This window comes from Roseococcus sp., from assembly GCF_965227005.1.
Taxonomy (GTDB): Bacteria; Pseudomonadota; Alphaproteobacteria; order Acetobacterales; family Acetobacteraceae; genus Roseococcus.
On record NZ_CBDDFJ010000024.1, the window covers coordinates 1 to 21,378 of the forward strand.

Here is a 21,378-nt window from a genome sequence, read left to right on the forward strand (position 1 = left end):
TTCGCGTATCGACCTGCTGGTGAACCACGGCGGTGCGCCGGCCCTCTCGCGCCGGCGGATCACCAGGGACGGCTACGAGATGCAGCTGGCCGCCAATCATCTGGGGCCCTTCGCTTTGACCCTGCGGCTGCTGCCGCGGCTGCTGGCCGCCCTCGCGGCGCGGGTGGTGACGGTGAGCAGCCTCGCCCATCGCTGTGCCCGCATCGCCTTCGACGACCTGCAGACGGAACGCCATTACGGCGCCTGGACCGCCCATGGGCAGTCCGGCCTGGCGGCGCTGCTCTTCGCGCTGGAGCTGGACCGCTGGGCCCGCGCGCAGGGCTGGGCGCTGAGGAGCCATGCCGTGCATCCCGGCTTCGCGCCGGCAGGCGGCGAGGGGAGGGGCGAGCCCAACCTGGCCCATACGCTGGAGGAAGGTGCGCGCCCCGTGATCTTCGCCGCGACCTCGCCCGAGGCGCAGGGCGGCATGGTCTATGGGCCGGGAGGGATCGAGCCCCATGCGCTCGATCGCACCACGGCCGCGCGGCTCTGGGCGGTGTCGGAAGGGTTGACCGGCGTTTCGGTGAAACCCTTCCGGCCCGCTGACTACGCCGTCTCGCCGGGCGGCACGGAGCCGGGACGCGGATCGACCGGCACCATCTTGTCCAACCCGCTCGCCTGCTCGAAGAGCGCCGCCGCCTGGAGCGCGACGTCGTCCCGCCGCGGCGGCGCGACGACCTGGAGACCCACCGGCCGGCCATACTGATCGAAGCCGCAGGGCACCGCCACGGCCGGGCAGCCGGCCAGGGTGATCGCGGCGTTGATCATGGAGCCGGCCATGTAGTTCTCCAGCTTCACCCCCGCGATCGTCTCGGGATTGCGCAGCATCACGTCGAAGGCGGGTGTGGCGGCGCCGGGCGTGACGAAGACATCATAGGTCGCGAACATCGCGGCCACGCGGCGGAAGAAGGCGGCGCGCTCGCGGTCGGCCCAGGCGAGCTGGCTCGGCGTGGCGGCCAGGCCGCGCTCGGTGTTCCAGATGATGTCGGGCTTGAGCAACTCGCGATGGCTCTGGAGCTGGAGCTCGCGGTCCACCACGAAGGCCTGGCTGCGCAGGATGAGGAAGGCCTCGCCGAGCTGGCCGAGATCCGGCGCGAATTCCTCGACGATGCAGCCCGCCGCCTCGAAGGCGCGCACGGCCTTGGCGCAGATCTCGCGCGTCTCGCGGTCGATGGGCAGCTGGCCGTTGAAGTCGGCGGTGAAGGCGATGCGCTTCGGGCGCTCGGTCGGCGCGGCCGCGACGGCATCGGCATAGGAGCGCGCGGGCGCGTCATAGGTCAGCGGGTCGAGCGGGCACCAGCCGGCCATGGCGTCGAGGAAGAGTGCCAGGTCGGGCACGTTGCGCGCCATCGGACCCTGGACGGAAAGGGTGGAGAAGATGTTGTTCACCGTCCCCGCGCGTCACGCGCCCGGGCGAGGGCCGCAGGCCCACCACGCTGCAATAGGTCCCCGGCCGGCGCAGGCTGCCGCCATGGTCGGTGCCCTGGGCCAGCCAGACCTCGCCGGTCGCGACCGAGACCGCGCCGCCGCCCGTGCTGCCGCCGCAGGTGAGCGAGGTGTTCCAGGGATTGCGGGTACGCCCGAAGACCTCGTTGAAGGTGGAGCCGCCCGCGCCGAATTCCGGCGTGTTGGACTTGCCGATCACGATGCCGCCATGCGCCTCGCTGCGCTTCACGACGGGATGCGAATCCTTGGACACGTTGTCCTTGAAGATGGGCGAGCCGAAGGTGGTGCGCACGCCCGCGACGTCGGTCAGGTCCTTGATGGAGACGGGCAGCCCGCCGAGCCAGCCGGCCTGGCCTTCCAGCTCGCGCCCCTCGCCGGCCATCAGCCGCCTGGCGTGATCGCGCGCGCGATCGAAGCACAGGGTGGGCAAGGCGTTCACCTCCGGCTCGACGGCGGCGATGCGCGCCTCGGCGGCGTCGATGAGCTCCAGCGGCGAGATCTCTCGGCGCTGGAGGCGGGCCACGGCCTCGGTGGCGGTCAGGCGGATCAGTTCGTCATGCATATACGGACTGTGGCACCGCTTCGCGCGGCGCGACAGACAGGGTCAGCTTGAAGATTCATCGCGCGCATGCTGCTCTGCACAAGAGCATTGCCGAGGTCCCGATGAAGCCGCCCATCCTCTTCGCCATGCCGATCTCGCCCCGGCTGCGCGACCGTCTCAGCGACCGCTACGAGCTTTTCGGTCCGCTGGATCGCGCGAAGCCGCTGCCGCTTCCACCCGGCGCGGAGAAGGCCCGCGCGCTGATCACGCTCGGCAGCCTGAAGACCGATGTGGCGATGATGGACGCGCTGCCCGATCTCGGCCTCATCTCTTGCTACGGCACGGGCTTCGAGGGCGTGGACCGCGCGGAGGCGGCCCGGCGAGGCATCCGGATGACGCATGCGGGCGAGGCCAATGCCACGGCGGTCGCGGAATTCGCCATGGGCCTCGTCATTGCGGCCGGGCGCAACCTGGTGCGGGGCGACCGCGTCGTGCGCGCGGGGAAATGGGCGAGCCTGTCGCTCGATCGCGTGCCGCTGACGCCGGGCCTCGCGGGCCAGAAGCTGGGCATCTGGGGCCTGGGCTCGATCGGCCTGAAGATCGCCAGGCGCGCCGCCGCCTTCGAGATGGAGATCGGCTACCACAATCGCCGCAGGCGTGACGACGTGGACTACACGCATCTCGGCAGCCTGAAGGCGCTGGCGGAATGGAGCGACGTGCTGGTCGTCGGCGTCCGCGCCAATGCGGAGAACCGCCACGCCATCAATGCCGAGATCCTGGATGCGCTGGGGCCGCAGGGCGTGCTGGTGAACATCTCGCGCGGGGTGGTGGTGGACGAGACCGCGCTCTGCGAGGCGCTGGAGCAGAACCGCATCCTCGGCGCGGGCATCGACGTCTATGAGAACGAGCCGCATGTGTCCGAGCGGCTGCGCCCAGCAGGAGAATGCGGTGCTGACGCCCCATATGGCCGCCTTCTCGCGCGGCGCGCAGACGGCGCAGCAGAAGGTGGTGATCGAGAATCTCGACGCCTTCTTCGCGGGCCGGTCGCTGCACTCGCTCATGCCGCCCGCCTGATCCCTTGCATCGCCGACCGGCGACACCTATCTGACAGATCATAAGCTTGCTTATAACAAGCTTACATATAATTCATGAAATTCCGGATGCCCAATCCCCAACCCACCCTCGGCTTCGTCCTGAACGACGTCGCGCGTCTTCTCCGCAAGCGCTTCGAGCAGCGCGCGCGCTGCCTGGGGCTGACGCGGGCGCAGTGGCAGGTGCTGGCCTATCTCTCGGCCAATGAGGGGATCCACCAGGGCGGCCTCGCCGATCTGCTGGACATCGAGCCCATCACTTTGGTCCGCATCCTCGACAAGCTGGAGGTGGCCGGCATGGTCGAGCGCCGGCGCCACGCGACGGACCGGCGGCTGTGGCTGCTGTACCTCACGCCCGCGGCGCATCCCATGCTCGCCCGCATGCGCCTCCTCGGCGACGCGACCCGGCAGGAGGCGCTGGAGGGGCTGTCGGACGAGGAGCGCGCCCAGCTGCTGCACATGCTCACCACGATGAAACGGAACCTGCTCGACGCCTGCGACCGGCCCGTCGAGACGGCGGATGCCCAGGCCTGAGACGAGGACAGCTGCGATGACTGAGATGAAGCCCCGGCCCGAGATCGACGCCGCCTCCGCTTTGACCTCGGCGGCCGCGCCGCCCGATCGCCGCCGGCGCCTGCGTCTCGGACTGTTCCTGCTCCTGCCGCTGGCCCTGATCGCGGCCGGCTTTGCCTATGTGACGGGCGGGCGGATCATGTCCACCGAGAACGCCTATGTGCGCGCCGACATGGTCGGCGTCTCGACCGACGTCTCGGGCATCGTGAAGGACATCGCGGTCCGGGAGAACCAGCGGGTGGCGCTGGGCGACGTGCTCTTCCGGCTGGACGACCAGCCCTTCCGCCTCGCCTTGGACCGGGCGCAGGCGCAGATCGGCATCGTCACCAACGACATCGATGCGCTGAAGGCGAGCTACGGAGACATGCAGGCGCAGATCCGCCAGGCCCAGGTGGACGTCGCCTATTACACCCGCGACCAGGAGCGCCAGCGGCAGCTCACCTTGCGGCAGGCGACCTCCGAGGTCACCTACGAGCAGGCGCAGCGCAACCTGCAGTCGTCGCAGCAGAAGGTGGCCTCGCTGACGCAGCAGCTGGCCGGGATCGCGGCCAATCTCGCCGGCGATCCGCAGATCGCGGTGGAGCGGCACCCGCGCTACCTGGAGGCCGTGGCGCAGCGCGACGAGGCGGCGCGGCAGCTCTCGCACACCGTGGTCCGCGCGCCGAAGGCCGGCATCGTGACCAACGTGCCCTCGCTGCAGCCAGGCCAGTACCTCGCCGCCGCGACGCCGGCCTTCGCGGTCGTCGCGACCGACCATCTCTGGGTGGATGCAAACCCCAAGGAGACGGAGCTGACGCACGTCCTGCCGAACCAGGCCGTGACCGTGACGGTGGACACCTATCCGGGCGTGGAATGGCACGGCGTGGTGGACAGCGTGGGCCCGGCCTCGTCCGGCAGCTTCTCCCTGCTGCCGGCGCAGAACACGAGCGGCAACTGGGTGAAGGTGGTGCAGCGCATTCCCATGCGCGTGCGCCTCGAGACGCCCGAAGGCCTGCCGCAGCTGCGCGCGGGGATGAGCGTGGTCATCTCGGTGGATACCGGCCATGCGCGCGGCTGGCCGCTCTTCCTGCGGGGCCTGTTCGGCGATGGCTAAGATCGCCAACCGGGGCGCCATCACGGCCTGCGTCATCCTGGCCGTGATCATGCAGGCACTGGACACGACCATCGCCAATGTCGCCTTGCCCTATATCCAGGGCTCCGTCTCGGCGAGCGCCGACCAGATCAACTGGGTGCTCACCTCCTACATCGTGGCGGCGGCGATCATGACGCCGCCGTCCGGCTGGCTCTCCGGGCGCTTCGGGCGCAAGCGCGTGCTGCTCGTCTCGGTGGCGGGCTTCGTGGCGGCATCGATCCTCTGCGGGCTGGCGCAGTCGCTGCCGCAGATCGTGGCCTTCCGGTTGCTGCAGGGCTTCTTCGGCGCGGCGCTGGTACCGCTCTCCCAGGCCATCCTCCTCGACATCTACACGCCCGAGGAGCGCGGATCGGCCATGGCGCTCTTCGGCGTCTCGGTGATGGTGGGGCCGGTGCTGGGGCCGGTGATCGGCGGCTGGCTGACCGACAACATCTCCTGGCGCTGGGTGTTCTACATCAACCTGCCGCTCGGCCTGCTGGCCTTCGCCGGCATCTCCGCCTTCGTGCAGGAGACGCCGATCACGCGGGCGAGCAAGCTGGACTGGATGGGCTTCGGCTCGCTGAGCATCGCGATCGGCGCGCTGCAGGTCGCGCTCGACCGTGGCGAGCAGCTGAACTGGCTGGGTTCGGGCGAGATCATCCTCGAGCTGACCATCGCCGCCTCCGCCTTCTACATCTTCCTCGTGCATACCTTCACGGCGAAGAATTCCTTCGTGAACCCGCGGCTCTTCCTCGACCGGAACTTCACCGTCGGCATCCTCTTCATCTTCGTGGTCGGCATCACCTACCTCGCCTCGCTGGCGCTGATGACGCCCTATCTGCAATCGCTGATGGGCTATCCGGTGGTGACGGCCGGCCTCGTCATGGGGCCGCGCGGCATGGGCACCATGCTCTGCATGTTCCTGGTGGGCCGGATGATCGGCAAGGTGGACATCCGGATCCTGCTGGCCACCGGCCTGCTGCTGACTGCCTGGGCCATGTACGACATGACGGGATGGACGCCCGACGTCTCGCAATGGACCATCATCGTCACGGGCTTCATCCAGGGCGCGGGGCTCGGCTTCCTCTTCGTGCCGCTGACGACGGTGACCTTCTCGACCCTGCCGGCGCATCAGCGCGCCGAGGGGACGGGGCTGTACAACCTCTCGCGGAATATCGGCTCGGCGGTGGGGATCTCGATCGTCTCGGCGCTGCTGGTGTCCAACACCCAGGTCAATCACGAGGAGATCGGCAGTTACCTCACGCCCTATAACCGCGTGCTGCAGAACCCCGTGATCCACCAGATGATGGACCCGACGACCCTGGCCGGACGCGCGGCGCTGGACGGGATCGTGACGCAGCAGGCCACCGTCATCGCCTATATCGACGACTTCAAGCTGCTGATGGTGCTGAGCCTGGTGGTGCTGCCGCTGCTTCTGTTGCTGCGGAAATCCGCCGCGCCGGCGGGCAAGCCGGACCACGCCGTCGTGATGGAATAGGGGGCGCCGAGGCGCCCCCTTCCTTCCGGCTCAGCCGAAGAGCTTCGCGGCCGTCTCGGCGACCAGCTTGCCCTGGTGGCGCGCGCCCTCGAGCTCGATGGCGCTCGGCTGGCGCGAACCGTCGCCGCCGGCGATGGTCGTGGCGCCATAGGGCGCGCCGCCGACGATCTCGGCCAGGGTCATCTGGCCCTGGTGGCTATAGGGCAGGCCCACGATGACCATGCCGAAATGCAGCAGGTTCGTGATGATGGAGAAGAGCGTCGTCTCCTGCCCGCCATGCTGGCTGGCCGTCGAAGTGAAGGCCGCGCCGACCTTGCCGTTCAGCGCGCCGCGCGCCCAGAGCCCACCGGCCTGGTCGAGGAAGGCGGCCATCTGCGAGGACATGCGGCCGAAGCGCGTGCCGGTGCCGATGACGATGGCGTCGTAATCGGCGAGCTCGGCGACGGTGGCGACCGGCGCGGCCTGATCCAGCTTGAAATGGGCGCCCTTGGCGATGTCCGGGGACACCGTCTCCGGCACGCGCTTGATGTCGACCTGGGCGCCCGCCGCGCGCGCACCTTCGGCGATAGCGCCGGCCATCGTCTCGATGTGGCCGTAGGACGAGTAATAAAGAACGAGAACCTTCGCCATGGCGAACTCCTGGGTTGGACCGGCGCACGAGCCGGCTTGCGACTGAAGGGGCCGGCTTTGGCGAAACCTTCGTCGCGCCAGGACATGCGGGCCGTGGCCAAGAACTAGGCCCATCGGCATATCTATGGAACGCGGATAATATGGATCGGTTTATTCGAGAACATAGATATGTCCGATCCCGGCATCCCCACTCTGGACCAGCTGCACGTCTTCCTCGCCGTGGTCGAGGCCGGCAGCTTCGCGGGCGCCGCGCGGCGGCTCGGCCGCGCCACCTCCGTCATCAGCTACGCGATCGGCAATCTGGAGGCGCAGCTCGGCGTCTCGCTCTTCGATCGCGAGGGAACGCGCCGCCCCGTCCTGACCGAGGCCGGACGCGCCGTCCTGGCCGAGGCGCGCTCGGTGGCGAGCGGCATCGACGGGCTGCGCGCCAAGGTGAAGGGCCTGCGCCGCGGGCTGGAATCCGAGCTTCACCTCGCGCTCGACGTCATGCTGCCGGCCTGCCGCATGGTCGATGCGCTGAAGGCCTTCCGCGCCGAATTCCCGACCGTGACGCTGCGCCTTCACGTCGAGGCGCTCGGCGCCGTTGCGCAAATGGTGCTGGACCGCCGCGCCAGCCTGGGCGTCACGGGGCCGGTCACCACTGGATTGGCGGGGCTGGAACATGTGGCGATTGGCCATGTGGAGCTGGTGCCGGTCGCCGCGCCGGACCATCCGCTCGCCCAGGGGCCCAACCCGGCGGGCGCGGGGCGCGAGCACATCCAGCTCGTGCTGACGGACCGCTCCTCGCTGACGGAGGGGCAGGATTTCGCGGTGATCGGCATGCGGAGCTGGCGCCTGGCGGACCTCGGCTCCAAGCACCTGCTGCTCAAGGGGGGCATCGGCTGGGGCAATATGCCGTTGCCCATGGTGCGCGAGGATCTGGAGGCCGGGCGGCTCGTGCGGCTCGACATGCCGGAGTTTCGCGGCGCGCCCTATCTCCTCCAGGCCATCTACCGCACCGAGATCCCGCCTGGGCCGGCCGCCTCCTGGCTGATCGCGCGCTTCGCGGGCCAGTCGCCGGAATAGCCGGCGGCTTGCGGGCGACCATCCAGGCCCTAACCTCGTTCGGAACAACCGGAGGGAAGCCAGATGAACGAGACGCAAGCCCATGAGGTCCTGCGCGCGAAGGGCCGCGCCGAGATGCGCGAGATCCTCGGCAGCGCCTATACCGAGGCGCGCGACACCACCACCAATCCCTTCAACTCGGCCGTGCGCGCTCTCTCCGAGGAGATGGCCTATGCCACGCTCTGGACGCGCCCGGGGCTGGACCGCAAGCAGCGCAGCCTGATCACGCTGGGGATGATCTGCGCGCTGAACCATCCGCACGAGCTGCGCATCCACCTGGTGGCCGCGCTGAACAATGGCTGCACGGCCGAGGAGATCAGCGAGGTCTTCACCCATGCGGTGGCCTATTGCGGCTTCCCCGCCGCGATCGACGCGCTGCGGCTCGCCGAGCAGGTGCTCAAGGAGCAGGGCGCGCTCTGACCTTATGGGTCAGTGCAGCACGGCCCCGACGGGCCGCCGCATCGCCGCCACGGGCATCGTCTGCGCGGGCAGGCGATGGCCCGCCGCCGACATCATCGTCGCGAAGCGCTGCACCCCGCGCAGCGCCGGTTCCACCGAGCCCTGCGGAACCCAGTCCGCGATCACGTCCAGCGCGCTGAGCGTGTCGCCCTCCTGCATGGCCTTCACCAGCCGCAGCATCGCCGCCTCGTCGGCGCCGAGCGACGGGCAACGGCAGCAACGCACCTCGATGAGGCGCTGCGCCGCGCTGCCCACCACCGACATCAGCATGTCGAAACCCACGGCGCCGGGCGCGGCGACGCCGGCCAGCCGAAACATCTCGCGCCAGTCGGGATGCGGCGCGCCGGGCCGCATTCTCGGCGCGACCCAGGCGCGGAGGGAGGCCACGACGAAAAGCTCCTCCGGGCCAAGGTCGAGCAAGGCGCGCTCGCCGGGGAGGGGGCGATGATCCGGGTTGCAAGGCGCCATCTCCGACACGACCTCAGTTCCGGCCGGCGGGATCGGGCGCGCCCGGGCTTCCCGATTTTTCCGACGGCGGGCGCGGAACCACCGGGGGCGCGGCGAGGAGGAAGGGCGAAAGAGGGGCAGAGCGCATCGAGGTTCTCCGGGCTGGCTTGCGAAAGATATTGCGATTGAGAGTTATTCGCAATTAAAATCTCCACCATCCCCGCGACAGGCCTTTCGCCGCACCCCTCCATGTCGGAAACTCGATCCATGCCGGACAACGTCACCCCCCTTCCTCCCCAGCTCCGCAGCCTGCTCGCCCGGACCTCCGTGCCCGCGAAGCTGCTGCGCGCCCCCGCGCCCGACCGCGCGGCGCTGGACCTCGCCGTCTCCGCCGCGCTTTGCGCGCCGGACCATGGCGGGCTGCGGCCCTGGCGCTTCGTCTTCATCGCAGGCGAGGCCCGCGAGGCGCTGGGCGAGCTGCTCGTCGCCTCCACGCTGGCGCGGATGCCGGACACGCCGCCCGAGCGCCTCGCGATCGAGCGCGCGAAGCCGCTGCGCGCGCCGCTGGTGGTCGCCGCCGGCGCCGCGATCAACCACGACCGCCCCGGCGTGCCGCCCTGGGAACAGGAGGCCGCCGCCGCGGCGGGGATCATGAATTTCCTCAACGCGCTCGACGCGCAGGGCTTCGGCGCCTCCTGGCTTTCCTCCCCGGCGCTGAAGGATCCGGCGGTGAAGTCGGCCCTCGGCTTCGCGGAAGGGGACTCGCTGCTGGGCTGGATCTATGTCGGCACGCCCGACGCCGACCGCCCGCATCCGCTCCGCCCCGCGCCCGACGCCTTCCGGCGGGACTGGACCCCGGCGCGCTGAAGCCACGGCCTCTCCGCCGGAATCCCTTGCTCCGGTGCGGGCCCGCTGCGCAGTATCGCGCGGCGCCGCTCGACGGCGCAGGGGACATCGGGGGAGAGACCGCGCATGGATATCGTCTCGCGGGCCAAGGGTCTGCTCATGCAGCCCCAGGTCGAATGGAACGTCGTCGCCGCCGAGCCGGCGGATGTGGGCAGCCTCTTCACGAAATACGTGGTGCCGCTTTCCGCGATCCCGGCCGTCGCCGGCTTCGTGGGCGCCTTCCTGATTCTGCGTGGCGTGGTGGCGACGGGTCCGCTGCTGACCGGCGCGATCATCAGCTACATCCTCGGCCTGGTCGGCATCTTCGTGCTGGGCAAGATCATCGCATTCCTCGGCCCGAAATTCGGCGCGCCGGAGGACGGCGTGGCCTCGATGAAGCTCGCGGCCTATGCGCCCACGGCCTCCTGGGTCGCGGGCATCTTCCTGCTGCTGCCGGTACTGGGCGTGATCCTGACGCTGATCGGCGCGCTCTACAGCATCTATCTCTTCTACGTCGGCGCGCCGATCGTGGCGAAGGTGCCGAAGGAGAAAGTGCTCCCCTTCACCATCGCCGTCTTCGTGGTCGCCCTGGTGGTGAACCTGCTGATCGGCGCCATCGTTCAGATTTTGTACTGAGGGCTATCGCGCCAGGGTGAAGCCGAAGCGCTGCCAGACCGGCGCCGCTTCGGGGCTCGTGAGGAAGGCGAGCAGCGCGCGCGCCTGGGCATTGCCCTCGGCGCGGCGCATCAGCGCGAAGGGATAGGTGACCGGCGTGTGGCTCTCCGCCGGGAAGGTGCCGACCACGCGCACGCCCGTGCTCGCCGCCGCATCCGTCGCATAGACGATCCCGTAGGGCGCCTCGCCGCGCTCGACGAGCAGCAGCGCGGAGCGGACGTTGTCGGCCCGGGCGAGGCGCGGGGAGATCGCGTCCCACTGGCCCATCCAGGTGAGCGCGGCCTGGGCGTAGCGGCCGACCGGCACATGGGCCGGATCGCCCGTCGCGAGACGGCCATTCGCGCCAAGCAGCCCGAGCAGGTTCGTCGTGCGCGCCAGCGTGACCGGCTGCGCGGCATTGGCCGGCGCCACCAGCACCAGCGCATTGCCGATCGGGCTGACGCGCGTGGCGTTCACGATCAGGTTGCGCTCCTGGAGGTAGTCCATCCAGGGCTCGTCCGCGCTCATGAAGAGGTCGGCCGGCGCGCCCTGCTCGATCTGGCGCGCCAGGGCCGAGGAGGCGGCGAAGGACAGGCGCAGGGCAGGGTGGCCGCGGGTCTGCCACTCCTGCGCGACGACGCGCATGGCGTCCGTCAGGCTCGCCGCGGCGAAGATGGTGAGCGGGGCTTCCTGGGCGCGCGGCGCGACGGGCGCGATCAGCAGGCCGAGCGTGGCGACGAGAGCGAGAAGGCGGCGTTGCATGGGGATCCTCCGAGGGCGGGGCGTCCGCTCCGTTATAGTTGGCCGATCATAGCGGGCAACTGTTACTCGGCGCGATACCCGGGGGCGATACCCGACGGGACGCGACGGCCCTTCGACCCCGGCCTGGCCGCGCGCCTCACGCATGAGCGATCCAGCCGCGCCAGGTGAAGGCCGAATAGAAGGGCTGGACGTCGGGAAAGCCGCCGCTTCGCAGGATGGCCTCGTCCTGCTCGGGGCTGAGCATGGTCGCGGCGGCTTCCACGGCCGTGCGAGCGCCCGTCGCTTGGTCGGGATCGGCGCCCGAGGCGATCGCGAAGCCGGCGTAGCGGTCCAGCCAGCGCCCCCGCTCGGCCGCTCCTTGCGGAAAGCTGCCATGCGCGGCGACGAAGGGGGCGCCGGGCCGCAGCCGGCGATGGATCTCGCGGACCGCTCTCTCCCGTTCCGGCGGGGGGAGGAAGTGGAGCGTCAGCAGGCACGTCGCCGCATCGAAGGGGCCGGGCGGAGCATCGTCGACATAGCCCTCGATCAGCTCGACCCTCTCCATAAGCGGCCCGAGCGTCCGCTCCGCGAGGCGCAGCATCTCCGCGGCGGGGTCGACGCCGACGAAGCGCCATCCCTGGTGAGCATCGGCCAGCGCCTTCAACTCGAGCCCTCCGCCGGCGCCCAGCACGAGCACCCTGGCATCGGGCGGTGTTCCTTCCGCCAGAAGCACCCCGGTCATCCGGTGCAGCCCGTCCAGCCCCGGCACGAAGCGTCTCGGCCCCTCGGCGTATCGCGCGACCCGCTCCGGATCGGAAAAGACCTGCAGGAAATGCGTCGCGCCGTCGGCGGCATCAGGGGGCATGATCGGTTCCGATCGAATGGGGGGAGCGGTGCTTCAGCCGCCGATGGAAGTCGGCGCTCAGCGCGGCCAGCGTCACGCTGTGGAACGAGGCGAGCAGGAGCGCTTCCGCGTCGCGGAGGGCATGGTCCAGCGCCGCATTGACCGCCTGTTCGACCAGGCATTCCGGCGCCTCGCTCCGGTTGCCGATCGCGAACAGCGCGGGACGGCCCAGTGCTTCGTAGATCTGGCCCAGCGTGACGGCCGCCAGGTCGCAGGACAGGGTCCAGCCGCCGCCATGCCCCTTCTCGGAGCGGACGAACCCTTGCTCCTTCAGGCCCGCCATGACCCGCCGGATCACCACCGGGTTGGTCTGCATCGCCCGTGCCAACGCCTCGGAGGTGGCCGGCCCCTCCTGCTCCGCCATGTGCAGCAACACGTGGAGTACTCCGGACAAGCGGCTGTCTCGTTTCATGCAACATCAAATGTTGCATGATGGGCGCTGCGTCAAGCGGCACGGGCTTGGCCGGCCATGCCTGATCGGGGGCGGATGTAGGAGAAACCGCCCATTGCCGATGGGTTTAGTCCGGGTTTTAGGCGGGCGGCGGCCCTGCCTCGCGCTGCGCGGCCGCCTCCACCTCGCGGTAGCGTGCGATCAGGGCGCGGCCGATGGCGGTGAGCGCGGCCCCGCCGCCCTTCTGGCCGCCCGGCGCCCGCGTCACGACCGGCGCGCCGATGGCCGCGTCGAGCGCCTCCACCAGCCCCCAGGCGCGGGGATAGGACATGCCGAGCTTTCGCGATGCGGCGGCGATGGAGCCGGTCTCGGCGATGGCTTCCAGCAGCGCGATCTTGCCCGGCCCGACCTTTCCGCCGGAGGCGAAGTCGAGACGGATGCTCACGCGGAGCGGCAGGGTGGAGGGATCTGACACGGCTGCATTGAAGCCCGCCTGGGCGCCGCTGTCAGCCTCGCCGTGGATGGACGGGCTGCCACTCGCTCGCTATAAATGGATAAATATAACGATGGAGGATCAAGCATGACCGTCGATGTCCGTGTCACCCGCCACCCGTTCCTGGACGGCAAGCTCAAGCGCATGCTGATCGACGGGAAGTGGCTGGAAGCCGCCTCCGGAAAAACCTTCGAGACCTTCAACCCCGCCACCGGCGAGCTCCTGGCCACCGTGGCCGAGGGCGATGCCGAGGATATCGACCGCGCCGTTGCGGCCGCGCGCCGCGCCTTCGAAGGCCCCTGGTCGCGCGTGAAGCCCTTCGAGCGCCAGAACCTGCTGCTCAAGCTCGCCGACCTCGTGGACAAGCATTTCGACGAGCTGGCCGATCTCGACACGCTCGACATGGGCGCGCCGATGAGCCGCACGCGCGGCAGCCGCCTGCGCGCCGTCGGCATGCTGCGCTACTATGCGGGACAGACCACCGCGATTCACGGCGAGACCATCGAGAACTCGCTGCCCGGCGACATCCACTCCTTCACGCTGAAGGAGCCGGTGGGCGTCGTCGGCGCCATCATCCCCTGGAACGGCCCGCTGACGGCGACGATCTGGAAGATCGGCCCCGCCATCGCCACCGGCTGCACCGTGGTGCTGAAGCCGGCCGAGGAAGCGCCACTCACCCCGCTGCGCCTGGCCGAGCTCTGCATGGAGGCGGGCATTCCGCCGGGCGTCGTGAACGTCGTCCCCGGCTACGGCGAGACGGCGGGCGCGGCGCTCTCCGCCCATCGGGACGTGGACAAGGTGGCCTTCACCGGTTCGCACGTCACGGGGCAGAAGATCATCCAGGCCTCGGCCGGGAACCTGAAGCGCGTCTCGCTGGAGCTCGGCGGCAAGTCGCCGGACGTGGTCTTCGCCGATGCGGACCTCGATGCGGCGGTCCCCGGCGCGGCCATGGCGGTCTTCGCCAATTCCGGCCAGATCTGCAGCGCGGGCACGCGGCTCTTCGTCGAACGCAAGATCTACGAGGAGTTCTCCCAGCGCGTGGCCGATTTCGGCAAGACGCTGAAGGTGGGCGATGGGCGCGATCCGGAGGTGCAGGTCGGCCCGCTGGTCTCCGTCGAGCAGCTGGAGCGTGTGACGGGGTATCTCTCCATCGGCCGGCAGGAGGGCGCGCGCCCGCTCTCGGGCGGCGAGCGGCTCACGGAGGGCGCCCTGTCCAAGGGCTTCTTCGTGCCGCCGACCGTCTTCGCCGACGTGAAGGACGACATGCGCATCGCCCAGGAGGAGATCTTCGGGCCGGTGATCTCGGCCATCCCCTTCGACGACATCGAGGAGGTCATCGGCCGCGCCAACCGCACGGGCTTCGGGCTGGGTTCGGGCCTCTGGACGCGCGATGTGACCAAGGCCCACAAGCTGGCCAAGGCGATCCGCGCGGGCTCGGTCTGGATCAACTGCTACCAGGCGATGGACCCGGCCGTGCCCTTCGGGGGCTACAAGATGAGCGGCTACGGGCGCGAAAGCGGCAAGCAGCACGTCGAGGAGTACCTGAACGTGAAGTCGGTCTGGATCAAGACGGGCTGAGGGTGCAGATATGACGGGCACATGAACCGGGTGCCCGCATGAGTCTCGAAGCCAAGGTACGGGGCGTCTTCCAGAGCTCCGTCTGCCCGCATGACTGCCCCTCGACCTGCGCGCTGGAGGTCGAGGTCATGCCCGGCGCGCAGCGCATTGGAACGGTGCGCGGGGCGGCAGCGAACAACTACACGGCGGGCGTCATCTGCGCGAAGGTCGCGCGCTATTCGGAGCGCGTGCATCATCCGGAGCGGCTGACGCAGGCGCTGCTGCGCACGGGCCCCAAGGGCTCCGGCCAGTTCCGCGAGATCGGCATGGACGAGGCGCTGGACCGCGTGGCCGAACGCTTCGCGGATGTCACGGCCAGGCACGGCGCCGAGGCCGTCTGGCCCTACTACTTCGCCGGCACCATGGGCCTCGTGCAGCGCGACGGCATCAACCGGCTGCGGCACGTCATGGGCTATTCGCGCCAGCGCAGCACCATTTGCTCCACCATCTGCGAATCCGGCTGGATGGCGGGCGTGGGAAAATTCACCGGTCCCGATCCGCGCGAGATGGCGAAGTCCGACCTGATCGTGATGTGGGGCGGCAATCCCGTCGCGACGCAGGTGAACGTCATGACGCACATCACCCGTGCGAGGAAGGAACGCGGCGCGCGGCTGATCGTCATCGACCCCTATCGCACCGGCACGGCCCAGGCGGCCGACCTGCATCTGCCGGTGCGTCCCGGCACCGATGGCGCGTTGGCCTGCGCGGTGATGCACGTCGCCTTCCGCGACGGCTTCGCCGATCGCGACTACATGGCCACGCATTCCGACGCCGATCCGGAGCTGGAAGCGCATCTCGCCGAGCGCGGGCCGCAATGGGCCTCGGCCATCACCGGCCTTTCCGTCGAGCTCATCGAGGCTTTCGCGCGCGAATATTGCGTCACCGAGCGCGCCTATATCCGCTGCGGCTATGGCTTCTCCCGCTCGCGCAACGGCGCGGCCTGCCTGCATGCCGTGACCTGCCTGCCCACCGTCACCGGCAAGTGGAAGCACGAGGGCGCCGGCGCGCTATGGAACAATCGCGGCATCTACCATTGGAACAAGACCCTCATCGAGGGCACGGACCGGCGCGACACCAGCATCCGCGAGATGGACATGTCGCGCATCGGCGCCGTGCTGACCGGCGACCGCAAGGAGCTCGGCGACGGGCCGCAGGTGCATGCGCTGCTCATCCAGAACGTGAACCCGGTGACCGTCGCGCCCGACAGCAACCGCGTGCGCCGCGGTTTTCTCCGCGAGGACCTCTTCGTCTGCGTGCACGAGCAGTTCATGACCGAGACGGCCCGCATGGCCGACATCGTGCTGCCTGCCACGATGTTCATGGAACACGACGACCTCTATCAGGCCGGCGGGCACAGCCACATCCAGATCGGCCCGAAGCTGATCGAGGCGCCGGGCGAGGCGCGCTCCAACCACGACGTCATCCTGGGCCTCGCCAAGCGCCTCGGCGCCGAGCATCCCGGCTTTGAGATGACGGCCATGGAGGTGGCGGATGCCACGCTGCGCGCCTCCGGCTGGCCCGGCGCGGCCGAGGTGATGGACCAGCGCTGGGTGGACGCCCAGCCCGATTTCGACGCGAGCCACTTTATTCATGGCTTCGGCCACAAGGACGGCCGCTTCCACTTCCGCCCCGACTGGGCCGCCATCGGCCCCGATCACGCGCGCATGCCCAAGTTGCCGGACCACATGGCGGCGACGGACGAGGCCAATGCGGCGCATCCCTTCCGCATGGTGACGGCGCCCGCGCGGCAATTCCTCAACACCACCTTCACCGAGACCATGACCTCGCGGAAGCGCGAGGGCCGCCCCACCGCCCTCATCCATCCGGAGGATGCCGGAAAGCTCGGCGTCGAGGATGGCGGCCGCGTGCTTCTGGGCAATGGCCGGGGCGAGGTGATCGTGCATGCGAAGCACTTCGACGGGCTTCAGCCGGGCGTCATCGTGGTCGAGAGCGTCTGGCCCAACGCGGATTTCGAGAATGGCATCGGCATCAACGCCCTGACCAGCGACGATCCCGCCCCGCCCGCCGGTGGCGCGGTGTTCCACGACACGGCGGTCTGGATGCGGGCCATCGCCGCGCGGCTGGAGCAAGCGCCTCCGCTCGCGGCGGAATAGCGCTCGCCCATGAGGGGAGCCGGGCTTGACCATCCCCTGATGACAAGTCCCATCTCCCACCTCTGACGAACAACGGGGAGCGGCGAGTTGACAGAATGCGCCTGCGGAAACGATCACGGGGCCGCGCCCAGGACCGCGATCGACCCAGTCTGCGGCACGGTCGTGGACACGGCGATGACCGCGCATCACGCCGGGCATGCCGGCCAGAGCTATCACTTCTGCCGCGCCGCCTGCCGCGAGAGGTTCGAGGCCGATCCCGGCCGCTACGCGAGGAAGGCCGGGCCGAGCGCCTTCTGCTGCGAGGCTGAGCCCGCTCCCTAGACGGCAACTGCCTCATCTGCGGTATGGCGCTGGAGCCCGAGATGCCCTCCGCCGAGGCCGGGGCAATGCGGATCGGCTGATTGCCCCGCCTTGCGCCCCGCCGCACAATCGCGCGAAAGAGGAGCGAAATCGCATGGATAAGCTGTTGATGAGGGCCGCGCCGCTTGGCGCGCGGCTGCGCGAGCGCAGGCAGACGGTGGCCGTCTCGGAATCCTCGGCGGGCGGGCTGATCTCGGCCGCGCTGCTCGCGCAATCCGGCGCCTCGGCCTATTTCCTGGGCGGCGCGGTCACCTATACCGGGCCCGCGCGCCTGGGCCTCGTCGGCATCACGGACGAGGACATGGCGGGCCTGCGCTCCTCCAGCGAGCCCTATGCGATGCTGCTGGCGCGCCGCATGCGCGAGCGGCTGGGCGCCACCTGGGGCCTGGCCGAGACCGGCGCGGCCGGCCCCACCGGTAACCGCTACGGCGATGCGGCAGGCCATAGCTGCGTGGCGATCTCGGGCCCGGTGGAGATGGTGCGTACGCTGGAGACCGGCGCGTCCGGCCGCTGGGAGAACATGCTCGACTTCGCCGCCGCCGCCATGGCCCTGCTGGACGAGGGCCTGGACGCCGCCGGCTAGTTTCGGCGGAATCGCCCTCTCAGCAAGAACTGAGGCGAGATCCAGCGCAGCGGATCACGCCTCAGGCTTCCAGCGCAGCAACCGCAGCGCATTCACCGTCACCAGCACGGTCGCGCCCGTATCGGCCAGGATGGCCGGCCACAACCCGGTGATGCCGAGGAGGGTGGTAACGAGGAACACCCCCTTCAGCCCGACCGCCACGGCCACGTTCTGCTTCACATTGGCCATGGTGGCGCGCGAGAGCGCGACCAGCTCGGCCACGCCCGTCACGCGGTCCTTGAGCACGGCGGCATCGGCCGTCTCCAGCGCCACATCGGTGCCGCCACCCATGGCGATGCCGACCGAGGCCGTGGCCAGGGCCGGCGCGTCGTTGATGCCGTCGCCGACCATGGCGACGGGGCCCAGCGCCTTGAGGGCCGCGATCTCGCGCAGCTTGTCCTCGGGCAGCAGCTCGGCCTTCACCTCCAGCCCGAGGCCGGCGGCGATGGCGGCGCCGGTGCGGGCGTTGTCGCCCGTCAGCATCACCGAGCGGATGCCGAGTGCGGTGAGGGCGGCGATACCCGGCGCCGCATCGGCGCGCGGTTCGTCGCGCAGGGCGATCAGGCCGAGCAGCGCGCCGTCGATGAGCGCGACGGAGACGGTCTTGCCCTCGCTCTCCAGCCGTTCCAGCACCGCGGCGAGCGGGCCGAGCGCGATGCCGGATTCCGCCGCATGGCGCGGGCTCCCCACCTCGACGCGGCGCCCGGCGACGTCGGCCTGCACGGATTTGCCGGGGGTGGCGGAGGGCTCGCGCGCCGGCGGCACGGTAAGGCCGCGCGCGCTGGCCTCGGCCAGGATCGCACGGGCCAGAGGATGCGCGCTGCCCTGCTCCACCGCGGCGGCGAGACCCAGCAGTTCGCCCTCGGAGCGGCCCTCGGCGGGGATCAGGTCCGTCACGCGCGGGCGGCCCTCGGTGAGCGTGCCGGTCTTGTCGAAGGCGATGCTGCGCGCCGCGCCGATCACCTCCAGCGCCGCGCCGCCCTTCACCAGCAGTCCGCGCCGCGCCCCGGCCGAGAGCCCCGAGGCCATGGCCGCCGGCACCGAGATCACCAGGGCGCAGGGGCAGGCGATCAGCAGCACGGCCAGGCCGCGATACAGGCTGGTGGACCAGTCCCAGCCGGCCACAAAAGGCGCCCCCAGGATCACCAGCAGCGAGACGATCATCGCGCCGGGGGTCCACCAGAGCGAGAAGCGCTCGATAAAGCGTTGCGTCGGCGCGCGCGAGGCCGTGGCCTCCTCCACCATGCGGATGATGCGCGCGATGGTGTTGTCGCTGGCCGCGTGGGTCACGCGCACGCGCAGCGCGCCGTCGGCATTGATGCTGCCGGCCCGCACCGTCTCGCCGGGGCCGCGCGCGACCGGTACGCTCTCGCCCGTGACGGGGCTTTCGTCGAGGGCGGAGCGGCCCTCCTCGATGGTGCCGTCGCAGGGCACGCGGTCGCCGGGGCGGACCAGCACGAGGTCATTCACCGCGAGGCGCGCGGCGGGGACTTCCTCCGTGCCGCCGGCGGTCACGCGCAGGGCCGTGCGGGGCATCAGCGCGCCGAGGGCGCGGATGCCGGCGCGCGCACGGCCGGCCGCGACATTCTCCAGCATCTCGCCGAGCGCGAAGAGCAGCACGACGACCGCGGCCTCCTCCGCCGCGCCGATGACGGCCGCGCCGATGGCGGCCGTGCACATCAGCGTCTCGATGGAGAAGGGGTTGCCGGAGCGGGCCAGAGCGATGGCGCGGCGGCCGAAGGGCACCAGCGCCACGGCCGTCGCCAGCAGGAAGAGCGGATAGGTCGCCGAGGGCGGCAGGACCAGCGAGAGCAGATAGGCCGCGCCGACCAGCCCGCCGAGCAGCCAGGTGAGCCTGGCCTTGCCGGTGGCCCACCAGGGCTTCTCGGCGTCGGCCGGGTCGTCATGCGAATGGCTGTGCGCTTCGGCGGGGGCGGCGGCGTGCAGCGCCGTCGCGGTGAAGCCCAGCGCGGCGACCTGGCGCTCGACCTCCTCGGGCCGGGCGGTGGAGAGCGAGGCGGTAAGACGTTCCGCCATCAGATTGACCTCGATCTCCGCGATGCCGGGGATTTTCTCCAGCGCGCGGGTGAGGCTGCCCACGCAGCTCGCGCAATCCATGCCTTCCACGCGCCAGACAAGCTTTTCCGACATCAACGATACTCCGGGAGACCAAAGGGCGTCCTCCACTTAGTGACCCGTCACCGCATCCGCCAGGAGCTTCAGGTTCAGCGCCACGATCAGCGCCGCGCAGCCCCAGCCCAGCGCGATCTGCCAGAGCGGCGCCACCAGCGTGCCGAGGCGGGCCTTGTCCTGGGCGAAGAGCATCAGCGGAATCACCGCGAAGGGCAGTTGGAGTGATAATATAACCTGCGACAGGATCAGCAGATCCGCCGTCCCGCTCGCGCCGTAATGCCAGGTGACGATCACCGCCGGCACGATGGCGACGAGCCGCGTGAGCAGCCGCCGCGCCACCGGCGGCAGGCGGAAGCGCAGGAAGCCCTCCATCACCACTTGGCCGGCCATGGTCGCGGTCACCGTCGCATTCAGCCCGCAGAAGAGCAGGGCGACCGCGAAGAGCGTCGCCGCCAGCGAGCTGCCCAGCAGCGGAGACATGAGGTGATAGGCGTCGCCGATCTCCGCGACCTCGGTATTGCCCGAGGTGTGGAAGACCGAGGCCGCCGTGATCAGGATGGCAGAGTTGATGAAGAGGGCCAAAGTCAGCGCGATGGTGCTGTCGATGGTGCCGAACCTGATCGCCTCGCGCTTGCTTTCGAGATCGGGCTTCCAGGCGCGCGACTGGATGACGGCGGTGTGCAGATAGAGGTTATGCGGCATCACCGTCGCGCCGATGATGCCCATGGCGATGTAGAGCTGCGTCTGGTTCGTCATGATCGAGACGGCGGGGATGTAGCCGTTCAGCACATCGGCCCAGACAGGGTTGGACAGCGCGATCTGCACGGCGAAGCAGCCGAAGATCAGCGCGATCAGGCCGAAGACCAGCGCTTCCAGCCAGCGCATGCCCTTGTTCTGCAACCAGAGCATCAGGAAGGCGTCGAGCGCGGTGAGCATCACGCCGTAGAGCAGGGGAATGCCGAAGAGCAGCTCCAGGGCGATCGCCGTGCCGATGAGCTCGGCCAGGTCCGTCGCGCAGATGGCGATCTCGGCCAGGAACCAGAGGGGGTAGGCGACGACCTTGGGAAAGCGTTCGCGGCAGAGCTGGGCGAGGTCCTGGCCCGTGGCCACGCCGATCCGCACGCAGAGCGCCTGGAGCAGGATCGCCATCAGCGAGGAGGCGAGGGCGACCGAGAGCAGCGTGTAGCCGAAGGCCGAGCCGCCCGCGAGCGAGGTCGCCCAATTGCCGGGATCCATATAGCCGACGGCGACCAGATAGCCCGGTCCCATGAAGGCGAAGAGCTTGCGCAGGAAGCCCCCCGCATTGGGGACGGCGACGGAGCGATGCACCTCCGGCAGGCTCCGGGGCGACGGACCCGCGGAATCGATGCCCGGGGGAGGGGGAGTCGTGCTCGGAAGGGGAAGGCTTTGGGCGATGGGGTCGGCCATGCCGGACTCCGAAATTTAGCCAAGGCTAATATCTGAAACCACGACTATCAATCCCGGTTATTCCATTTCCGCCGCTCGTCGAGATCGCGCGACGGGC

The 21,378-nt window shown here is 69.9% G+C and carries 22 protein-coding genes; 12 read left to right on the top strand and 10 right to left on the bottom strand.

All coding sequences use genetic code 11. The annotated features are described in order from the left end of the window. Positions 1–585: 585 nt before the first annotated feature. Together ACO057_RS13370 and ACO057_RS13375 are read right to left on the bottom strand one after the other, a co-directional pair. Positions 586–1,428: an amidase gene (locus ACO057_RS13370; RefSeq protein WP_421992489.1), complete on the bottom strand. Its 843-nt coding sequence runs from the start codon at positions 1,426–1,428 to the stop codon at positions 586–588. Then, complete coding sequence (locus tag ACO057_RS13375) at positions 1,310–2,047, bottom strand: amidase (RefSeq protein WP_421992491.1); 738 nt, start codon at positions 2,045–2,047, stop codon at positions 1,310–1,312. The genes ACO057_RS13370 and ACO057_RS13375 overlap by 119 nt, the downstream gene beginning before the upstream one ends. Before the next feature lie 101 nt (positions 2,048–2,148). Here ACO057_RS13375 and ACO057_RS13380 point away from each other — a divergent pair, with 101 nt between their 5' ends. From ACO057_RS13380 to ACO057_RS13395, 4 genes are read left to right on the top strand one after another with little or no spacing between them, the layout of a single operon-like run. Further along, the gene (locus tag ACO057_RS13380) at positions 2,149–3,144 is read left to right on the top strand and encodes an NAD(P)-dependent oxidoreductase (RefSeq protein ID WP_421992493.1); all 996 of its coding nucleotides are present in this window, start codon (positions 2,149–2,151) and stop codon (positions 3,142–3,144) included. Positions 3,145–3,186: 42 nt separating this feature from the next. Beyond that, positions 3,187–3,651 carry a MarR family winged helix-turn-helix transcriptional regulator gene (locus ACO057_RS13385; RefSeq protein ID WP_421992495.1) on the top strand — a complete coding sequence of 155 codons (465 nt, stop codon included), beginning with the start codon at positions 3,187–3,189 and terminating at the stop codon, positions 3,649–3,651. Between the two features lie 16 nt (positions 3,652–3,667). Then, complete coding sequence (locus tag ACO057_RS13390) at positions 3,668–4,783, top strand: HlyD family secretion protein (protein WP_421992497.1); 1,116 nt, start codon at positions 3,668–3,670, stop codon at positions 4,781–4,783. Beyond that, positions 4,776–6,299, top strand: coding sequence for a DHA2 family efflux MFS transporter permease subunit (locus ACO057_RS13395; RefSeq protein ID WP_421992499.1), 1,524 nt, complete (start codon positions 4,776–4,778; stop codon positions 6,297–6,299). Before ACO057_RS13390 ends, ACO057_RS13395 begins: the two co-directional genes overlap by 8 nt. A gap of 30 nt (positions 6,300–6,329) precedes the next feature. On the opposite strand, the gene wrbA is transcribed toward ACO057_RS13395, so the two are convergent. Beyond that, complete coding sequence (gene wrbA / locus ACO057_RS13400) at positions 6,330–6,929, bottom strand: NAD(P)H:quinone oxidoreductase (protein ID WP_421992501.1); 600 nt, start codon at positions 6,927–6,929, stop codon at positions 6,330–6,332. A 168-nt stretch (positions 6,930–7,097) separates the two neighbouring features. Between wrbA and ACO057_RS13405 the strand changes: the two genes are divergently transcribed. After that, on the top strand, positions 7,098–7,994 hold the full coding sequence (locus ACO057_RS13405) for a LysR family transcriptional regulator (protein WP_421992503.1): 897 nt from the start codon (positions 7,098–7,100) through the stop codon (positions 7,992–7,994). Positions 7,995–8,057: 63 nt separating this feature from the next. Continuing rightward, complete coding sequence (locus ACO057_RS13410) at positions 8,058–8,453, top strand: carboxymuconolactone decarboxylase family protein (protein WP_421992505.1); 396 nt, start codon at positions 8,058–8,060, stop codon at positions 8,451–8,453. Between the two features lie 9 nt (positions 8,454–8,462). On the opposite strand, the gene ACO057_RS13415 is transcribed toward ACO057_RS13410, so the two are convergent. Beyond that, on the bottom strand, positions 8,463–8,879 hold the full coding sequence (locus ACO057_RS13415; protein ID WP_421992507.1) for a hypothetical protein: 417 nt from the start codon (positions 8,877–8,879) through the stop codon (positions 8,463–8,465). A 327-nt stretch (positions 8,880–9,206) separates the two neighbouring features. Between ACO057_RS13415 and ACO057_RS13420 the strand changes: the two genes are divergently transcribed. Together ACO057_RS13420 and ACO057_RS13425 are read left to right on the top strand one after the other, a co-directional pair. After that, on the top strand, positions 9,207–9,806 hold the full coding sequence (locus ACO057_RS13420; protein ID WP_421992509.1) for a nitroreductase family protein: 600 nt from the start codon (positions 9,207–9,209) through the stop codon (positions 9,804–9,806). A gap of 105 nt (positions 9,807–9,911) precedes the next feature. Then, a complete protein-coding gene (locus ACO057_RS13425) occupies positions 9,912–10,460 on the top strand; it encodes a Yip1 family protein (protein ID WP_421992511.1) in 549 nt (182 codons plus the stop codon). A 3-nt stretch (positions 10,461–10,463) separates the two neighbouring features. Here ACO057_RS13425 and modA read toward each other — a convergent pair whose 3' ends face one another. From modA to ACO057_RS13445, 4 genes are all read right to left on the bottom strand, one after another. Beyond that, positions 10,464–11,240 (bottom strand): molybdate ABC transporter substrate-binding protein, encoded by a 777-nt coding sequence (modA, locus tag ACO057_RS13430; protein ID WP_421992513.1) that lies wholly within the window; start codon positions 11,238–11,240, stop codon positions 10,464–10,466. 136 nt (positions 11,241–11,376) lie between these two features. Continuing rightward, positions 11,377–12,084, bottom strand: a complete 708-nt coding sequence (locus tag ACO057_RS13435) for a class I SAM-dependent methyltransferase (RefSeq protein ID WP_421992514.1) — start codon at positions 12,082–12,084, stop codon at positions 11,377–11,379. After that, positions 12,074–12,535: an Rrf2 family transcriptional regulator gene (locus tag ACO057_RS13440; RefSeq protein ID WP_421992516.1), complete on the bottom strand. Its 462-nt coding sequence runs from the start codon at positions 12,533–12,535 to the stop codon at positions 12,074–12,076. The genes ACO057_RS13435 and ACO057_RS13440 overlap by 11 nt, the downstream gene beginning before the upstream one ends. A gap of 118 nt (positions 12,536–12,653) precedes the next feature. Then, a complete protein-coding gene (locus ACO057_RS13445) occupies positions 12,654–12,959 on the bottom strand; it encodes a winged helix-turn-helix domain-containing protein (RefSeq protein ID WP_421992518.1) in 306 nt (101 codons plus the stop codon). Positions 12,960–13,094: 135 nt separating this feature from the next. Between ACO057_RS13445 and ACO057_RS13450 the strand changes: the two genes are divergently transcribed. The 4 genes from ACO057_RS13450 (at position 13,095) to ACO057_RS13465 (ending at position 17,681) form a co-directional block, all read left to right on the top strand. Then, on the top strand, positions 13,095–14,585 hold the full coding sequence (locus tag ACO057_RS13450) for an aldehyde dehydrogenase family protein (protein ID WP_421992520.1): 1,491 nt from the start codon (positions 13,095–13,097) through the stop codon (positions 14,583–14,585). A 38-nt stretch (positions 14,586–14,623) separates the two neighbouring features. Beyond that, the gene (locus tag ACO057_RS13455) at positions 14,624–16,738 is read left to right on the top strand and encodes a molybdopterin-containing oxidoreductase family protein (RefSeq protein ID WP_421992522.1); all 2,115 of its coding nucleotides are present in this window, start codon (positions 14,624–14,626) and stop codon (positions 16,736–16,738) included. Between the two features lie 87 nt (positions 16,739–16,825). Continuing rightward, positions 16,826–17,059 carry a YHS domain-containing protein gene (locus ACO057_RS13460; RefSeq protein ID WP_421992524.1) on the top strand — a complete coding sequence of 78 codons (234 nt, stop codon included), beginning with the start codon at positions 16,826–16,828 and terminating at the stop codon, positions 17,057–17,059. Positions 17,060–17,192: 133 nt separating this feature from the next. Continuing rightward, complete coding sequence (locus ACO057_RS13465) at positions 17,193–17,681, top strand: CinA family protein (protein ID WP_421992526.1); 489 nt, start codon at positions 17,193–17,195, stop codon at positions 17,679–17,681. 54 nt (positions 17,682–17,735) lie between these two features. Here the strand turns inward: ACO057_RS13465 and ACO057_RS13470 are convergent, their stop codons facing one another. Both ACO057_RS13470 and ACO057_RS13475 read right to left on the bottom strand, forming a co-directional pair. After that, positions 17,736–19,871, bottom strand: a complete 2,136-nt coding sequence (locus tag ACO057_RS13470; protein WP_421992528.1) for a heavy metal translocating P-type ATPase — start codon at positions 19,869–19,871, stop codon at positions 17,736–17,738. Between the two features lie 36 nt (positions 19,872–19,907). After that, on the bottom strand, positions 19,908–21,281 hold the full coding sequence (locus tag ACO057_RS13475; protein ID WP_421992530.1) for an Nramp family divalent metal transporter: 1,374 nt from the start codon (positions 21,279–21,281) through the stop codon (positions 19,908–19,910). Positions 21,282–21,378: the final 97 nt, after the last annotated feature.

What these genes read in the sequence shown, in the direction of transcription:
- ACO057_RS13375 (WP_421992491.1), bottom strand. Translation starts at nt 2,047, where the DNA reads ATGCATGACGAACTGATCCGCCTGACCGCCACCGAGGCCGTGGCCCGC.
- ACO057_RS13380 (WP_421992493.1), top strand. Translation starts at nt 2,149, where the DNA reads ATGAAGCCGCCCATCCTCTTCGCCATGCCGATCTCGCCCCGGCTGCGC.
- ACO057_RS13385 (WP_421992495.1), top strand. Translation starts at nt 3,187, where the DNA reads ATGCCCAATCCCCAACCCACCCTCGGCTTCGTCCTGAACGACGTCGCG.
- ACO057_RS13390 (WP_421992497.1), top strand. Translation starts at nt 3,668, where the DNA reads ATGACTGAGATGAAGCCCCGGCCCGAGATCGACGCCGCCTCCGCTTTG.
- ACO057_RS13395 (WP_421992499.1), top strand. Translation starts at nt 4,776, where the DNA reads ATGGCTAAGATCGCCAACCGGGGCGCCATCACGGCCTGCGTCATCCTG.
- wrbA (WP_421992501.1), bottom strand. Translation starts at nt 6,929, where the DNA reads ATGGCGAAGGTTCTCGTTCTTTATTACTCGTCCTACGGCCACATCGAG.
- ACO057_RS13405 (WP_421992503.1), top strand. Translation starts at nt 7,098, where the DNA reads ATGTCCGATCCCGGCATCCCCACTCTGGACCAGCTGCACGTCTTCCTC.
- ACO057_RS13410 (WP_421992505.1), top strand. Translation starts at nt 8,058, where the DNA reads ATGAACGAGACGCAAGCCCATGAGGTCCTGCGCGCGAAGGGCCGCGCC.
- ACO057_RS13420 (WP_421992509.1), top strand. Translation starts at nt 9,207, where the DNA reads ATGCCGGACAACGTCACCCCCCTTCCTCCCCAGCTCCGCAGCCTGCTC.
- ACO057_RS13425 (WP_421992511.1), top strand. Translation starts at nt 9,912, where the DNA reads ATGGATATCGTCTCGCGGGCCAAGGGTCTGCTCATGCAGCCCCAGGTC.
- modA (WP_421992513.1), bottom strand. Translation starts at nt 11,240, where the DNA reads ATGCAACGCCGCCTTCTCGCTCTCGTCGCCACGCTCGGCCTGCTGATC.
- ACO057_RS13435 (WP_421992514.1), bottom strand. Translation starts at nt 12,084, where the DNA reads ATGCCCCCTGATGCCGCCGACGGCGCGACGCATTTCCTGCAGGTCTTT.
- ACO057_RS13440 (WP_421992516.1), bottom strand. Translation starts at nt 12,535, where the DNA reads ATGAAACGAGACAGCCGCTTGTCCGGAGTACTCCACGTGTTGCTGCAC.
- ACO057_RS13450 (WP_421992520.1), top strand. Translation starts at nt 13,095, where the DNA reads ATGACCGTCGATGTCCGTGTCACCCGCCACCCGTTCCTGGACGGCAAG.
- ACO057_RS13455 (WP_421992522.1), top strand. Translation starts at nt 14,624, where the DNA reads ATGAGTCTCGAAGCCAAGGTACGGGGCGTCTTCCAGAGCTCCGTCTGC.
- ACO057_RS13465 (WP_421992526.1), top strand. Translation starts at nt 17,193, where the DNA reads ATGGATAAGCTGTTGATGAGGGCCGCGCCGCTTGGCGCGCGGCTGCGC.
- ACO057_RS13470 (WP_421992528.1), bottom strand. Translation starts at nt 19,871, where the DNA reads ATGTCGGAAAAGCTTGTCTGGCGCGTGGAAGGCATGGATTGCGCGAGC.
- ACO057_RS13475 (WP_421992530.1), bottom strand. Translation starts at nt 21,281, where the DNA reads ATGGCCGACCCCATCGCCCAAAGCCTTCCCCTTCCGAGCACGACTCCC.